Source organism: Streptomyces fodineus, from assembly GCF_001735805.1.
Lineage (GTDB): Bacteria > Actinomycetota > Actinomycetes > Streptomycetales > Streptomycetaceae > Streptomyces > Streptomyces fodineus.
This window is the reverse complement of the sequence record NZ_CP017248.1, coordinates 3629870-3643918: the sequence shown is the minus strand read 5'-3', so window position 1 is coordinate 3643918 and position 14049 is coordinate 3629870. Positions and strand designations below refer to the sequence as shown.

Here is a 14049-nt window from a genome sequence, read left to right as displayed (position 1 = left end):
TCAGAGCGCCGCCGCGGGCTCACGGGCCGGGGCCCAGCAGCGGATGATGTCGCGGACCGAGACGATTCCGGCCACCTCGCCGCGGTCGAGGACGACCAGGTGCCGGAAGCCGCCGTGGGTCATGGCGCGGGCGGCCTGCTCCAGGGTCCAGGTCGGGGCCGCGAAGACGACGTCGGTGGTCGTGTGGGCGTGCGTGCGTTCCGTGTCGGGGTTCTGGCCGAGGCCGACGGAGTTGAGGATGTCGCGTTCGGTGAGGATGCCGACGCCGCCGGCGTCCGGGTCGAGAACGACGGCGGCGCCGACGCGGCGGGCGGACATCAGGGCGGCTGCCTGGCGGAGGGTGTGGGCGGGGCCGACGGTGAGGATCACCGTGCTCATGGCGTCTCGGACGAGCATGGGGTGTGCCACCTCCTTGGAATCCATCGGGCTAGTTCCTGGAGTCCAGCGAGCTAGTTCTTGGATTCACAAATTCACAAGTGGGGGTGGGATCAGAGTGCCAGGCAAAGGGCGGGTCAACAAGGGGGCGCGCGTGGCCAGTTGAGGGCGTGTGTACGTACAGGCCCTTGACCAAGTCAAGTAACGAAATATCGGGACATGCATTCCCTGCGCGGGGCGCCATAGCGTGAGCCATCCGTATCGGCTGCGCTGCTCACCCGGCAGTGCCCGGCAGAGAAGAGAAGGCCATGAACAGCATGGGTAACCCCACTCGTCGGCACCCCGTACGCCTGGCCGTCCGCACGGTGGTCCCGGGCGTCCTCGCCGCCGCCGGACTCGTCCTGGCAGCGGTCTCGGCCGGCGCGGTCGGCCTCGCGTCGGCCGCGCCCGGCACGGTGGCCCCCGCCACCTACTGTCACGTGCTGTCCTGCTCGCACACGCTCAACCCACAGCCGCTTCCCCCACGGGGAGACGACTAGGCGATCAGCCGGCCTGACCGGGGGTTGAGCGGCGCGAAGTGCCGTTCAACCCCTCGGCGCGTCGCCGAGATACCCCAGCAGCTCGTCGTGCAGCAGCCCGTTGGACGCGGCGGCGTTCTTGCTGTGCGGGCCCGGGCGGCCGTCGAGGCCGGTGAAGGTACCGCCCGCCTCCGTGACGACGACCGCGGTGGCGGCCATGTCCCAGAGCGACAGCTCCGGCTCCGCGCAGATGTCCACGGATCCCTCGGCGACCATCATGTACGGCCAGAAGTCGCCGTACGCGCGCGTGCGCCACACCTGGCGGGTGAGGTCCAGGAAGCCGCCGAGACGGCCCTTCTCCTCCCAGCCGGAGAGGGAGGAGTACGCGAAGGACGCGTCCGCGAGCTTGCCGACGCGGGAGACGTGGATGCGGCTCGCGGAGGTCAGGCTGCGGCCGGTGAAGGCGCCGTGGCCCTGCGCGGCCCACCAGCGGCGGGCGAGGGCGGGAGCGGAGACGAGGCCGACGACGGGCTGGTAGCCGGTCTCGCCTGCCTCCATCAGCGCGATGAGGGTCGCCCAGACGGGGACGCCCCGTACGTAGTTCTTGGTGCCGTCGATGGGGTCGATCACCCAGCGGCGGGGGCCGGTGCCCTCGACGCCGTACTCCTCACCGAGGATCGCGTCTCGCGGGCGGGCGCGCTGGAGCTGCCCGCGGATGAGTTCTTCCGCCGCCTTGTCCGCTTCGCTCACCGGGGTCATGTCCGGCTTGGTCTCCACCTTCAGGTCGAGGGCCTTGAAGCGGGCCATGGTGGCGGCGTCGGCGGCGTCCGCGAGAACGTGGGCCAGGCGCAGGTCGTCGAGATAGTCCGGCATGTAGGGAACCGTATCTGCCGGGACACCCGCGGGCTACCAGGGCTTGCCGTTGTCGGAGGGCTGTGCCGCGGTCGGCGGAGCCGACGGGTGCCCGGTACCGGTGCCGGCCGGGGGCCGGGTCGCTTGCGGCCCGCTGCCTGCCGACCGAGCGCCCCGAGGGGGCACGGGGAACCGCGCGAACCGCCACGGCGCACCCGCAGACGTCAGCCGGCCGCAGAACGACGGCGAGACGACGCATCCCGTCACCGGCCCGCAGGGTCATGCCCCGCCGACCCGCGGCGCGAACCGCACCCCGAACCCCCGCGAACCCTTGACAGTGCATACAAGCGCGTCAAATCTGGGCGCAGAGTCGCTCCGCCTCAGGGAGGCGATGATGCCTGCTGCCCGGGAGTCCCTACTGGACGCCGCCTATACGGCCCTCGCGCGCCGGCCGTGGTCCGCGGTGCGCATGGTCGACGTGGCCGCGACGGCCGGAGTGTCCCGGCAGACCCTGTACAACGAGTTCGGCAGCAAGGACGGGCTGGCCCGGGCACTGGTGCGCCGGGAGGCCGACGGCTATCTGGCCGGAGTCGAGCGGGCACTGGCCGGCCCGGGCGAGCCGGGGGACCGGCTCACCGCCGTAGCCGAGTGGACGAGGTCCGCCGCGCGGGAGAACGCGCTGATACGGGCCATGCTCACCGGCTGCTGGAGCGAACGGCTGCCCACCCCGCCGCTCGCCGCCGTGCCGTCCTCCGCCTCGGTGCCGGCACAGCGCCGCGCGGACGGACCGCTGCCCACGCCCCGCGACCTGGTACGGATCGTGCGGGACCGCGCGGTCACCGCCCTGGCCGGCCCCACCGCCGCCCCCGCCGAGACTGCCGAGCTGACCCGCCCCTGCGAACTGGCCGTACGCCTCGCCCTGTCCTGCGTCGCGGCACCGCCGGGGGAGGGGGGCATGGCGGAGCTGATCCAGGCGGTCGTCCCTCGCCAGACGGTGTGATTCCCAGGCCTCAGTGTCGGACCGGTCGGCCGGCGCCGCGCGTTCCGACAGCGCGCGCAGCCGCTCCAGGCCGGCCGGTACCTCGGCACGACGGCCGGCCTCCTTCATCCACGGGGGCAGCCGCGGGAACATCGCCCGAGCGTGGCCGCCGGTGCCCTCGCGTAACCTGGCGCCTGCATAGCCGGCGAGCGCGTCGATGTGCTCCTCGTCGTAGGCCCACAGAACATCGAAGTCCATGACCAGGTCCCTAGTGCGCCGCCCCCGACAACTGCAGCCCGATCACCCCGACGATGACCAGGCTGATCGAGACGATCTTCAGGGTGGACACCAGGTCGCCGAGGAAGACCATGCCGTAGATCGCGGTGCCCGCCGCGCCGATGCCGGTCCACACCGCGTAGGCCGGGCCGACGTCGAGCTTCTTCAGGGACAGGGTCAGCAGGCCGAAGCTGCCGAGGGCGAACGACGCGAAGGCGATCGTCGGCCAGAGGCGGGTGAACCCGTGCGAGAGCTTGAGGCACACGGCGAAACCGGTCTCGAGGATCCCGGCCACGATCACCAGCAGCCACGCCATGTGCGGTCCTCCCGTTGATCCGGATCTCCGGCTCGGTGCGATTATGCACTTGCCGCCCCCGGGCCCCGGCAAACAACGCGGAGGCGCTCAGTCGCCTTCCGTGCGTTCCCGCGTGGCCAGCAGCCGGCGCAGCGAGTACAGCCGCGCCGGGTCCGCGTGGCCCTCCTCGACCCAGGCGTCCAGCGCGCAGTCCGGCTCGTCGTGGCTGCACGCGCGCGGGCAGCCCTCCGTGCCGGATTCGAGATCCGGGAAGGCGTGGATGACGCGGGAGGGGTCGACGTGGGCCAGGCCGAAGGAACGGACGCCGGGGGTGTCGATGACCCAGCCGTCCGCGGCCGTCAGCGGCAGGGCGAGGGCCGACGTCGTGGTGTGGCGGCCACGGCCGGTCACCGCGTTCACGCGGCCCGTCATGCGCCTGCGCTCCTGTGGCACCAGCGCGTTCACCAGCGTCGTCTTGCCGACGCCCGAGTGACCCACGAACGCGGTGATCTTGCCGTCCAGCTGCTCCCGCACCCGGTCCGCCGCGTCGCCGTTCTCCAGTTCCTCCCGGCTGGTGACGAGGTACGGGATGTCGAGCGCGCCGTACAGCTCCAGCAGTTTGTCCGGCGGGGCCAGGTCCGACTTGGTCATCACCAGCAGGGGGTCGAGACCGCCGTCGTAGGCCGCGACCAGACAGCGGTCGATCAGGCGCGGGCGGGGTTCGGGGTCGGCCAGGGCCGTGACGATGGCCAGCTGGTCGGCGTTGGCGACGACCACGCGCTCGAAGGGGTCGTCGTCGTCGGCCGTGCGCCGCAGCAGCGAGGTGCGCTCCCCGATCCGCACGATCCGGGCCAGCGTGTCCTTGGCGCCGGACAGGTCGCCGACCAGGGCCACCCGGTCCCCGACCACGGCCGCCTTGCGGCCCAGCTCGCGGGCCTTCATCGCGACCACGGTCCGGTCCTCGACCAGACAGGTCAGCCGGCCGCGGTCGACCGTGAGGACCATGCCCTCGGCCGCGTCCTCGTGCTTGGGCCGGATGTTCGTCCGCGGCCGGTTGCCCTTGCGGTTGGGACGGCTGCGGATGTCGTCCTCGTCGGTGTGCTTGCCGTAGCGGCGCATGACGTACGTCCCTACTGCCCGAGCATCCCGGTCCACAGCTCGGGGAAGTCGGGCAGGGTCTTCGCCGTCGTCGCCACGTTCTCGATCCGCACGCCCTCGACCGCCAGGCCGATGACCGCGCCGGCGGTCGCCATGCGGTGGTCCTCGTAGGTGTGGAAGACGCCGCCGTGCAGCGGGCGCGGGCGGATGTGCAGGCCGTCGGCGGTCTCGGTGACGTCACCGCCGAGCTCGTTGATCTCCTTGGTGAGCGCGGCCAGCCGGTCCGTCTCGTGCAGCCGCAGATGGGCCACGCCCCGCAGCGTCGAGGGGGAGTCGGCGAGGGCCGCGACGGCCGCGATGCCCGGGGTCAGCTCGCCGACGTCGCCGAGGTCGACGTCGATGCCGTGGACGGCGCCCGAGCCGCTGAACACCAGCCCGAACTCGGTGAGTTCGCAGGAACCGCCCATCTCGGTGAAGATCTCCCGCAGCCGGTCGCCCGGCTGGGTGGTCCGCTCCGGCCAGTCCGGGATCAGCACCTTGCCGCCGGTGACCAGCGCGGCTGCCAGGAACGGCTGGGCGTTGGACAGGTCCGGCTCGATCGTCAGATCCCGGCCGAGCAGCGCGCCCGGCGTCACCCGCCACACGTTCGGCTCGCCGCCCGACTCCGGGGTGTCCACCTGGGCGCCGACCGCGCGCAGCATGTCGACGGTCATCCGGATGTGCGGCATGGAGGGCAGGGTCGTGCCCGTGTGACGGACCTCTACGCCCTGGTTGAAGCGCGGGCCGGACAGCAGCAGCGCGCTCACGAACTGGGAGGACGAGGAGGCGTCGATCGAGACCGGGCCGCCGTCCAGGGCCCCGCCGCCCTGCACGGTCAGCGGCAGCGTGCCCCGGCCGTCGTCGTCGATCCGGGCACCGAGCACGCGCAGCGCGTCGATCACGCCGTGCAGGGGACGCTCGTAGGACCGCGGGTCGCCGTCGAAGCGGACGGGGCCGTCGGCCAGCGCGGCCACCGGCGGCAGGAAGCGCATCACCGTGCCGGCGTTGCCCACATCGACCGTGGCCGGGCCGCGCAGGCCCGTCGGCAGCACCCGCCAGGCCTCGCCGGTGCCGTCGGGGCCGACGCCTTCCTCGATCTCCACGCCCATCGCGCGCAGGGCACCGGCCATCAGCAGGGTGTCGCGGGACCGCAGCGGGCGGCGCAGCCAGCCGGGCTCGGAGGCGAGGGCGGCCAGCACCAGCGCGCGGTTGGTGACCGACTTGGACCCGGGCACGTGGACCGTCGCGTCGACGGCTCCGCTCGCGTGCGGGGCGGGCCAGAGGGCGGTGTGTGCGGGGTTCGCGGTCATGCGCTCCACTTTAGTGGCTGGGGACGGCCGGGCCCCTGCACGTCACGGGGGCCGAGGGCCGAGGGCCGAGCGGGCGGCGCCGCCGCACCACAGAGCACCGGGCCGCCCCGGAGGCCCCGCAGGCCCCGCCTCACACCTTCAGCAGCCAGCGGCCCCCGCCGATCAGCGAGCACAGGGACACCGCGTGGAACAGGAACAGCCACAGCGCGGCCGGTACGTGCGTGAGCCGCGAGAGCTGGTCCGCGTCCGAGTCCCCGGCGCCGCCCCGTGACCGCTTCAGCTGCAGCTCGAACGGCGGCCGTACCCCGCCGAACAGCAGGAACCACACCACCGCGTACGCGAACGCCGCCTGCACCTGGGGCCCCGTCAGCCAGGACACCAGCAGGAAGGCGCCGCCGGCCAGCACCACGGTCAGCACGCCGTACGCGTTGCGGATCATCACCAGCATCACCACCAGCAGGGCCGTCGCCACCCACAGCAGCAGGGTGATCCGGCCCGCGGCCAGCAACGCGGCTCCACCCAGTCCCAGCAGGGAAGGCGCCGTGTACCCCGCGGCGGCCGTGAGGATCATGCCCAGCCCGTACGGCTTGCCCCGGCTGACCGTGAGGCCGCTGGTGTCGGAGTGCAGCCGGATACCGGTGAGCTGCCGGCCGGTGAGCAGGGCGATCAGGCCGTGGCCGCCCTCGTGCGCGATGGTGATCGCGTTGCGGGATATGCGCCACAGGGTGTGCGGGACGACGACGGCGAGCGCGGCGGCCAGCGTGGCCAGCACCACCCACAGGTCGGGATCGGGCTGGGTACCGGTGAGCCGGTCCCACAGGTCGGGCAGCGCGAGGGCGGCGAGGCTGGCCATATGTCCGAGTGGCTCCCTGTACTGGTACGGAGTCTGGCAGTGTGGCACGTATGTGCGGACGGTATGCATCGAGTCGTAGGCCCGAGGATCTCGCAGGAACCTTCGGGATCGAGAAGTGGGATCCCGAGGAGACCCTGGAGCCGGACTACAACGTGGCCCCGACCAAGGAGGTCCACGCCGTCCTCGACCGTCCCCTGAAAGACGCGGACTCCCCGCGTCCGGTTCGCCAGCTGCGCAAGCTGAAATGGGGACTGGTGCCGTCCTGGGCCAAGACGCCCGAGGGCGGCGCCCGGATGATCAACGCGCGCGCCGAGACCGTGCACGAGAAGCCCGCCTACCGCCGTGCCTTCGCCGCCCGGCGCTGCATCGTGCCCGCCGACGGCTACTACGAGTGGGTCACCGGCACGCAGGAGCGCGAGCTGGAGGTCGAGGGCAAGAAGAAGCGGCCGCGCAAGCAGCCGTACTTCGTGCTGCCGGCCGACGGCTCGGTGTTCGCGATGGCCGGGCTGTACGAGTTCTGGCGCGACCGCACCCTGCCCGACGACCACCCGCAGGCCTGGTGGGTCACCTGCTCGGTGATCACCACGGAGGCCGAGCGGACCCCGCTGGCCGTCGCCCCCGCCGACGGTCCGCACGCCCTCGTCGACATCCACCCCCGGATGCCGCTGATGCTCACCCCGGACCGCTGGGACGCCTGGCTCGACCCGGGCCGCACCGACCCCGAGGACCTGCGCGACCTGCTGGCCCCGCCGCCGCCCGGCCTGATGCGCGCCTACCCGGTCTCCACGGCCGTCAGCAACGTCCGCAACAACGGCCCGGAGCTGCTGAAGGAGCTCGCGGCGCCGGAAGAGGGCACACTCTTCTAGCGTGATCGAGATTGTCGAGACCGATGCCGGGACCGCACGCATCACCTGGCACAAGGCGAAGAAACCCCGGCTCGTCCTCGCCGTCGGCCACGGCGCTGGCGGCGGCGTCGAGGCGCGCGATCTCCAGGCGCTCGCCGCGACCCTCCCCGCGCATGGGGTGACCGTCGCCCTCGTCGAGCAGCCCTGGCGCGTTACGGGCAAGAAGCTCGCCCCCGCGCCGAAGACCCTGGACACCGGCTGGCGCGGCATCTGGCCCGCGCTGGCCGGGATGCGGCTGCCGGTGATCTCCGGCGGCCGCAGCGCCGGGGCCCGGGTCGCCTGCCGTACGGCGACCGAGCTGGGCGCGCACGCCGTGCTCGCGCTGAGCTTTCCGCTGCACCCGCCGGGCAAGCCGGAGAAGTCCCGCGCCGAGGAGCTGCTGGGCTCGGGCGTGCCCACACTGGTCGTGCAGGGCGGCAACGACCCCTTCGGGAAGCCGGAGGAGTTCCCGAGGGGCGACTTCGAGCTGATCGAGGTGCCGTACGGCGATCACGGGTTCGCGGTCCCCAAGCGCGCGGAGATCGGCCAGGAGCGGGCCCTGGAGATCATCACCGAGGGTGTCGCGGAGTGGTGCGGGTCACTCGGGTGACCCCCGGGAATGTCACAGGGCGGACCACTGTTGTGGCGGACAGAAGTGCTGAGGCTTCGGCACCGACGTCGTAGGAGAGGAAGTCCGCCGCATGGGTTCGACCATCTGCCCGGCCCGCAGCAGCCGTACTGACCTGGACTGGACGGTGCTGCACGCGGCCAAGACCGCTTCTATTCGAGGGGCGGCAGGCACGGGTCGTGTTCTATCCTCCGAATCGAGTGGGACCGGTCTCGGTCCTGCCCGGGATCTTGAGGAGGTGGGTCCGGTCACCGGTACCGACGCAGGGACCGACAACGGCCAGGCGGAGCAGCCCGAGGGCCAGGGCGTGAGCGCGGAGGCGGCCTCCGAGTCCACGGCGGCGCGCAGTGCGCGCTTCGAGCGGGACGCGCTGGAATACCTCGACCAGATGTATTCCGCCGCGCTGCGCATGACGCGCAACCCGGCCGATGCCGAGGACCTGGTGCAGGAGACCTACGCCAAGGCGTACGCGTCCTTCCACCAGTTCCGTGAGGGCACCAACCTCAAGGCATGGCTGTACCGGATCCTCACCAACACGTTCATCAACTCCTACCGCAAGAAGCAGCGCGAGCCCCAGCGCTCCACCGCGGAGGAGATCGAGGACTGGCAGCTCGCCCGCGCCGAGTCGCACATGTCGACCGGACTGCGCTCCGCCGAGTCGCAGGCGCTCGACCACCTGCCCGACTCGGACGTGAAGGAAGCGCTGCAGGCGATCCCCGAGGAGTTCCGCATCGCCGTCTATCTCGCGGACGTCGAGGGCTTTGCGTACAAGGAGATCGCGGACATCATGGGGACACCCATCGGTACGGTGATGTCCCGGCTGCACCGGGGCCGCCGTCAACTGCGCGGCATGCTGGAGGACTACGCCCGTGAGCGTGGGCTGGTTCCGGCGGGCGCCGGAGAGTCGAACGAAGCGAAAGGCTCGGGCTCATGAGCTGCGGAGAGCCGCACGAGACGGACTGCAGTGAAGTCCTCGACCATCTGTACGAGTTCCTCGACAGCGAAATGCCGGACGTCGATCGCGACAAGTTCCAGCACCACTTCGAGGAATGCTCGCCGTGCCTGGAGAAGTACGGCCTGGAGCAGGCCGTGAAGAAGCTCGTCAAGCGCTGCTGCGGACATGACGACGTGCCCGCCGACCTGCGCGCCAAGGTCATGGGGCGGATCGAGCTGATCCGCTCCGGTCAGGCCGTGCCCGAGCACGATGTGACGGCGACCCCTCAGGAGAGCTGAGCACCGCGCCGCATCACCCGAACGTGCTAATCCTCAGGTCATAGGCCCCGCACCCCCGAGCGCCGCCCTAGGCTCCGAGCCCGGACAGGCATGGTCGGGGAGGGGCGATGGAGGCGGTACCGGCGAGAGCACGCGGCTATGTGGCCGCTGTCGCCCTGCTGGCGCTGCTCTGCCTGCTGTCGCTGCCTACGGTACGCACCCCCTGGTGGGCTCTCGGCCTGCTCTCGGCGCTCTATACCGCCTGCGAGCACGTCGTCCGCCGGCGCTTCGGCGGCACCTTCTACCCCGTCCTGCTCGCCGGGGCGTTCCTGCTGCCGCCGCCGGCCGCCGCGCTGGTCCCGCTGCCCGCGGCCCTGCTCTCGCCGGTCGAGCGGGCCGGGCACCGGCCCGCGCCGCTGCGGCGCGTCTGGCGGGCCGCGCAGCCCGCGCTCGCCGTGTGGGGCGCCGCCCGGGTGCACTGGGCGCTCGGCGGCCGGGACGCGGTCGTCGCCTCCGACTTCCCGTACGCGCTGCTGCCCGCCGGCGCGGCCGTCCTCGCCTTCTGCCTGATCCTCGCCGCCCTCGACGGCGGCATCCGCGCGGTCGCCCTCGGCATCCCGCTGCGCCGGGCCTGGCGCGGGTTGCTGTCCCGCTCCCTCGCCCCGGTCGCCGTACACGGACTCGCCGGGCTGATGATGGCCGTGCTCTGGCGCAGCCCGTACGGCCCGGTCGCCGCGCTGCTCGTGCTGCTGCCGATGTACGTGTCCTGGTGGATCTTCGCCCAGTACCACCGTGAACGCGCCGCCCACCAGGCCACCATCCGCGCCCTCGTGCAGGCCGTCGACATCAAGGACGGCTACACCCGCGGCCACAGCGAACGCGTCGGGCAGGCCTCCGTGATGATCGCCCGCGAACTCGGCATGGACGACGACCGCGTCGAGGTGCTGCGCTTCGCCGGGATCCTGCACGACGTCGGCAAGCTCGGCGTGCCCACCCGGCTGCTGCGCAAGGACGGACCGCTCACCCCCGAGGAACGCCGGATCATCGAACTGCACCCCGAGTACGGCCATGAGATGGTCCGCGGGATCTCCTTCCTCGGCGAGGCCCGCGCCGCGATCCTGCACCACCACGAACGCCTCGACGGCAGCGGCTACCCGTACGGTCTCGTCGGCACCCAGATCCCCGAGTGCGCCCGCATCGTCGCCGTCGCCGACGCCTTCGACGCGATGACCTCCACCCGCTCCTACCGCCGGGGCCGGCCCGTCGAGGCGGCCGTCGCCGAGCTGGAGCGCTGCGCGGGTACGCAGTTCGACCCGCGCATGGTCGGCGCGCTCACCCGCGCGCTGGGCCGCTACGGCTGGCACCCCACCGTCACCGCCGACGAGACGCCGTACGAGGCCCAGGGCCCGCAGCCGGTCACCGGGGCACCGCGATGACCGCGCTGCGGATCGTCCACGGCGCCGCCGCCCTCGCCGCGGCCGGTTCCCTCGCCGACACGCTGTGCACCGGACTGGACGACCGGGGCGTCGCGCTCGCCTTCGGGGTGCTCATAGCCGTCGGCGAGCTGACCCGGTGGAGCGGCGCCCAGATACGGCAGGCCGCCCCGCTCGCCACCGCCGGCTCGCTGTCGTACGCCCTGCTCGGAGCGGACGCCGGGCGGCCCACGCAAGCCGGGCCGGCGCAGGTCGTCACCGTCGTCCTCGCCGCCGCCCTGCTCGGCGCCGTCCCGCACATCTGGTCCGGGCGCACCCCCACCCTCGACCATCTGGCCCGCCGTGTCCTCACCGTCGGCTTCGCCGCCGTCTGCTTCCAACCCCTTTACAACAAGGGCCTGTTCAACTCCTGGGACGGCCCCGCCTACGCCCTCCTCCTGGTCACCCTGCTCGGCCTCACCGCCCTGTGCGACGCCGTCCTGGCCGCCACCCTCGCCCACTCCCGCACCCGCTGGCCGTTCGGCCCGCTGCTGCGCGAGGAGCTGCGCGGGCTGCTCGGCATCGGCTCCGCCGTCTGCGCGACCGGCGCGGTGATGGCGCTCGGGGTCGCCGTCGCCGGGCTGTGGGCGCTGCCCGTGTTCTGCCTGCCCCTGCTGCTCACCCAGTTGTCCGTACGCCGGTACGCGGCCGTCCGCGCCACCTACCGGCAGACCATCGCCTCCCTCGCCCGCGCCACCGAGATCGCCGGCTGCACCCCCGCCGGGCACGCCCGCCGTGTCGCCGCGCTCAGTCTCGCCGTCGGCCGGGACCTCGGCCTGACCGAGGGCGAACGCACCGTCCTGGAGTACGCGGCCCTCATGCACGACATCGGCCAGCTCAGCCTGGTCGACCCGGTCCCGGCCGGCGCCACCGCCGGCCTGCCGCCCGAGGAACAGCGGCGCATCGCGCTGCTCGGCGGGGCCGTCGTACGGCAGACCGGGGTGGCCGCCGCCGTCGCCGTGGTGGTGGAACGGCAGGCGGACCCCTACCGCGAACAGCCGGTCGCCGCGCGGATCGTCCGGGCCGTGAACGCCTATGAGGAGAAGACCCGGGACGCCGGTCCCGAGGGCCCCCTGCGCGCGCTGGAGGAACTGCGCCTGGGCACCGCCGGTGACTATGCTCCGGAGGTGGTGGAGTCCCTCGCCCGGGTGCTCGCCCAGCCGCGGACCTGGCGGGAGAGCGCGCCGGCGGAGCGCGACGGGAGACGCACGGCACTGTCTGACCCCGCTCGGGGCTGGGTAACCCATGGGTAATGAGCGCCTTTCCCGCCGTACGTGGTTGGATGCGAGGGAGAGGGTGTCCGGGGGCACAAGCCAGCCCACTGTGCGGAAATGGAACTGGCAGGCGGGAATCGTGAGGATCTTCGGCAAGGGACGGCACCGGCCCTCCGCCTCCTGGCGGCAGGCCACAGACCGCGCGTTCACGCTGATCGGCGACGGACGGTACGAGGACGCGGGCGAGCTGCTGACACGGGCCGCCGATCTGGAGCCCTGGCTGTCGGAGTCCTGGTTCAACCTCGCCCTGCTGCACAAGTTCCGGCACGACTGGGAGCAGGCCCGCGCGGCCGGGCTCCGGGCGGTCGCCCTGCTCGACCGGGAGACCGGCGCGCCCGACTGGTGGAACGTCGGCATCGCCGCCACCGCCCTGCAGGACTGGTCGCTGGCCCGCCGTGCCTGGCAGGCGTACGGGCTGAAGGTGCCCGGCGGCGCCGCCGTGGCCGGGGAACCGCTCGGCATGGAGCTGGGCAGCGCGGCCGTACGGCTCTCCCCGGAGGGTGAGGCCGAGGTCGTGTGGGGCCGCAGGCTGGACCCGGCGCGGATCGAGGTGCTGTCCATCCCGCTTCCCTCGTCCGGGCGACGCTGGGGCGAGGTCGTGCTGCACGACGGTGTTCCGCACGGCGAGCGCACGACGTCCAGCGGCCACGCCTACCCGGTCTTCGACGAGATCGAGCTGTGGGCGCCCTCACCCGTGCCGACCTGGGTGGTCCTGCTGGAGGCGGCCACGGAGGCGGACCGGGACGCGCTGGAGCAGCTCGCCGCCGACGCGGGGTTCGCCGCGGAGGACTGGTCGTCCTCCGTGCGGCTGCTGTGCCGGATGTGCTCCGAGTCGCGGATGCCGTCGGATGAGGGCGAGGGGGTGCACCTGGACCCGCATGATCACAGCGAGCCCGGTCATCCCGGGCCGCTGGGGCATCGGACGGACGGGCAGCTGTGGGTGCCGGAGCGGGAGTGCGGGGTGGCCGCGCCCGCCTCGCTGGTGCGGGGGCTGCTGGACGGGTGGGTCGCGGACAGCCCGGACTCGCGGGACTGGCGGGATCTCGAAGAGGTTTGCTGAGCCGCCGATGACCGGCCGCCTTTAGGCTGTACCCGAGACTTTTCCAGGTTTGCAGGAAGGCGTACGTCGGTCATGGCGCAGCAGGACACCGATCAGCAGCACGCGGGCGTGCTCCCTGTCGACGACGAGGGCTATGTCGTCGACACGGAGGACTGCGAGGAGCGCGAGAACGCCTGGCGGGAGCGTGGCACCTCGCGGCCGATCACGGTTGTCGGCAACCCGGTGCTGCACAAGGAGTGCGAGGACGTCACCGACTTCGGCGAGGAGCTGCGGCAGCTGGTCGCCGACATGTTCGCCAGCCAGCGCACCGCCGAGGGCGTGGGCCTGGCCGCCAACCAGATCGGTGTCGACCTGAAGGTCTTCGTCTACGACTGCCAGGACGACGAGGGCGTCCGGCACGTCGGCGTGGTGTGCAACCCGAAGCTCGTCGACCTGCCGGCCGACCGGCGCCGGCTGGACGACAGCAACGAGGGCTGCCTGTCCGTGCCCGGCGCGTACGCGTCGCTCCCGCGTCCCGACTACGCCGAGGTGACCGGCCAGGACGAGCGGGGCAACCCGGTCAAGGTCCGCGGCACCGGCTACTTCGCACGGTGTTTGCAGCACGAGACCGACCACCTCTACGGCTACCTGTACATCGACCGGCTGTCCAAGCGGGACCGCAAGGACGCGCTGCGGCAGATGGCCGAGAATGAGCCACGTTACCCCGTGGTCGCCAACGCCTAGGCTCCGCTGGACCGTTGGGCGCCCGGCCGGGGATCACTCCCGGTAGGGCGCCCTTCGTATGACTTTGCTCGCTCGTCCGTGCGTCGTACAACCGATCCCTTCTGTCCTGCTAGTGATCCTTAATCGGTCACGCAAGGGCGGATTCTCGGCACCTTGGGGTAGTGAGTGAAGCAAATCCGTTCCCATGGCGGTCGGTTGTGG

16 protein-coding genes are annotated in these 14049 nt (G+C 72.4%); 10 read left to right on the top strand and 6 right to left on the bottom strand.

What is annotated here, in order from left to right; genetic code table 11:
- Nucleotides 1-396 (bottom strand): CBS domain-containing protein, encoded by a 396-nt coding sequence (locus BFF78_RS14915; RefSeq protein ID WP_069783576.1) that lies wholly within the window; start codon nucleotides 394-396, stop codon nucleotides 1-3.
- A 287-nt stretch (nucleotides 397-683) separates the two neighbouring features.
- Here BFF78_RS14915 and BFF78_RS14910 point away from each other — a divergent pair, with 287 nt between their 5' ends.
- The gene (locus BFF78_RS14910) at nucleotides 684-914 is read left to right on the top strand and encodes a hypothetical protein (protein ID WP_159033005.1); all 231 of its coding nucleotides are present in this window, start codon (nucleotides 684-686) and stop codon (nucleotides 912-914) included.
- A gap of 45 nt (nucleotides 915-959) precedes the next feature.
- On the opposite strand, the gene hisN is transcribed toward BFF78_RS14910, so the two are convergent.
- Nucleotides 960-1766 carry a histidinol-phosphatase gene (gene hisN, locus BFF78_RS14905; protein WP_069778797.1) on the bottom strand — a complete coding sequence of 269 codons (807 nt, stop codon included), beginning with the start codon at nucleotides 1764-1766 and terminating at the stop codon, nucleotides 960-962.
- Nucleotides 1767-2136: 370 nt separating this feature from the next.
- Between hisN and BFF78_RS14900 the strand changes: the two genes are divergently transcribed.
- Nucleotides 2137-2745 carry a TetR/AcrR family transcriptional regulator gene (locus tag BFF78_RS14900; protein WP_193433464.1) on the top strand — a complete coding sequence of 203 codons (609 nt, stop codon included), beginning with the start codon at nucleotides 2137-2139 and terminating at the stop codon, nucleotides 2743-2745.
- A 247-nt stretch (nucleotides 2746-2992) separates the two neighbouring features.
- Here BFF78_RS14900 and BFF78_RS14895 read toward each other — a convergent pair whose 3' ends face one another.
- From BFF78_RS14895 to BFF78_RS14880, 4 genes are all read right to left on the bottom strand, one after another.
- On the bottom strand, nucleotides 2993-3316 hold the full coding sequence (locus tag BFF78_RS14895; protein WP_069778796.1) for a DMT family transporter: 324 nt from the start codon (nucleotides 3314-3316) through the stop codon (nucleotides 2993-2995).
- An 87-nt stretch (nucleotides 3317-3403) separates the two neighbouring features.
- The gene (gene rsgA, locus BFF78_RS14890; protein WP_069778795.1) at nucleotides 3404-4414 is read right to left on the bottom strand and encodes a ribosome small subunit-dependent GTPase A; all 1011 of its coding nucleotides are present in this window, start codon (nucleotides 4412-4414) and stop codon (nucleotides 3404-3406) included.
- An 11-nt stretch (nucleotides 4415-4425) separates the two neighbouring features.
- Nucleotides 4426-5742 carry a 3-phosphoshikimate 1-carboxyvinyltransferase gene (gene aroA / locus BFF78_RS14885; protein ID WP_069778794.1) on the bottom strand — a complete coding sequence of 439 codons (1317 nt, stop codon included), beginning with the start codon at nucleotides 5740-5742 and terminating at the stop codon, nucleotides 4426-4428.
- 130 nt (nucleotides 5743-5872) lie between these two features.
- Entirely contained in the window at nucleotides 5873-6595 is a 723-nt protein-coding gene (locus tag BFF78_RS14880) for a M50 family metallopeptidase (RefSeq protein ID WP_069778793.1), read from the bottom strand.
- Between the two features lie 50 nt (nucleotides 6596-6645).
- Between BFF78_RS14880 and BFF78_RS14875 the strand changes: the two genes are divergently transcribed.
- From BFF78_RS14875 to def, 8 genes are all read left to right on the top strand, one after another.
- Nucleotides 6646-7461 carry an SOS response-associated peptidase gene (locus BFF78_RS14875; RefSeq protein WP_069778792.1) on the top strand — a complete coding sequence of 272 codons (816 nt, stop codon included), beginning with the start codon at nucleotides 6646-6648 and terminating at the stop codon, nucleotides 7459-7461.
- Between the two features lies 1 nt (nucleotide 7462).
- Entirely contained in the window at nucleotides 7463-8089 is a 627-nt protein-coding gene (locus BFF78_RS14870; protein WP_069778791.1) for an alpha/beta hydrolase family protein, read from the top strand.
- A gap of 256 nt (nucleotides 8090-8345) precedes the next feature.
- The gene (locus tag BFF78_RS14865) at nucleotides 8346-9041 is read left to right on the top strand and encodes a sigma-70 family RNA polymerase sigma factor (RefSeq protein ID WP_069778790.1); all 696 of its coding nucleotides are present in this window, start codon (nucleotides 8346-8348) and stop codon (nucleotides 9039-9041) included.
- Entirely contained in the window at nucleotides 9038-9340 is a 303-nt protein-coding gene (rsrA, locus tag BFF78_RS14860; protein WP_069778789.1) for a mycothiol system anti-sigma-R factor, read from the top strand. Before BFF78_RS14865 ends, rsrA begins: the two co-directional genes overlap by 4 nt.
- Nucleotides 9341-9447: 107 nt before the next feature.
- Nucleotides 9448-10755, top strand: coding sequence for an HD-GYP domain-containing protein (locus tag BFF78_RS14855; protein WP_069778788.1), 1308 nt, complete (start codon nucleotides 9448-9450; stop codon nucleotides 10753-10755).
- Nucleotides 10752-12044 (top strand): HD-GYP domain-containing protein, encoded by a 1293-nt coding sequence (locus BFF78_RS14850; RefSeq protein WP_069778787.1) that lies wholly within the window; start codon nucleotides 10752-10754, stop codon nucleotides 12042-12044. Before BFF78_RS14855 ends, BFF78_RS14850 begins: the two co-directional genes overlap by 4 nt.
- Nucleotides 12045-12144: 100 nt before the next feature.
- Nucleotides 12145-13125 carry a hypothetical protein gene (locus tag BFF78_RS14845; protein WP_069778786.1) on the top strand — a complete coding sequence of 327 codons (981 nt, stop codon included), beginning with the start codon at nucleotides 12145-12147 and terminating at the stop codon, nucleotides 13123-13125.
- Between the two features lie 72 nt (nucleotides 13126-13197).
- On the top strand, nucleotides 13198-13848 hold the full coding sequence (gene def / locus BFF78_RS14840) for a peptide deformylase (protein ID WP_069778785.1): 651 nt from the start codon (nucleotides 13198-13200) through the stop codon (nucleotides 13846-13848).
- Nucleotides 13849-14049: the final 201 nt, after the last annotated feature.

Coding starts and splice junctions, on each gene's coding strand:
- def (WP_069778785.1), top strand. CDS start 13,198: ATGGCGCAGCAGGACACCGATCAGCAGCACGCGGGCGTGCTCCCTGTC.
- rsgA (WP_069778795.1), bottom strand. CDS start 4,414: ATGCGCCGCTACGGCAAGCACACCGACGAGGACGACATCCGCAGCCGT.
- BFF78_RS14875 (WP_069778792.1), top strand. CDS start 6,646: ATGTGCGGACGGTATGCATCGAGTCGTAGGCCCGAGGATCTCGCAGGA.
- BFF78_RS14895 (WP_069778796.1), bottom strand. CDS start 3,316: ATGGCGTGGCTGCTGGTGATCGTGGCCGGGATCCTCGAGACCGGTTTC.
- aroA (WP_069778794.1), bottom strand. CDS start 5,742: ATGACCGCGAACCCCGCACACACCGCCCTCTGGCCCGCCCCGCACGCG.
- BFF78_RS14900 (WP_193433464.1), top strand. CDS start 2,137: ATGATGCCTGCTGCCCGGGAGTCCCTACTGGACGCCGCCTATACGGCC.
- BFF78_RS14850 (WP_069778787.1), top strand. CDS start 10,752: ATGACCGCGCTGCGGATCGTCCACGGCGCCGCCGCCCTCGCCGCGGCC.
- hisN (WP_069778797.1), bottom strand. CDS start 1,766: ATGCCGGACTATCTCGACGACCTGCGCCTGGCCCACGTTCTCGCGGAC.
- BFF78_RS14855 (WP_069778788.1), top strand. CDS start 9,448: ATGGAGGCGGTACCGGCGAGAGCACGCGGCTATGTGGCCGCTGTCGCC.
- BFF78_RS14910 (WP_159033005.1), top strand. CDS start 684: ATGAACAGCATGGGTAACCCCACTCGTCGGCACCCCGTACGCCTGGCC.
- rsrA (WP_069778789.1), top strand. CDS start 9,038: ATGAGCTGCGGAGAGCCGCACGAGACGGACTGCAGTGAAGTCCTCGAC.
- BFF78_RS14915 (WP_069783576.1), bottom strand. CDS start 396: ATGCTCGTCCGAGACGCCATGAGCACGGTGATCCTCACCGTCGGCCCC.
- BFF78_RS14880 (WP_069778793.1), bottom strand. CDS start 6,595: ATGGCCAGCCTCGCCGCCCTCGCGCTGCCCGACCTGTGGGACCGGCTC.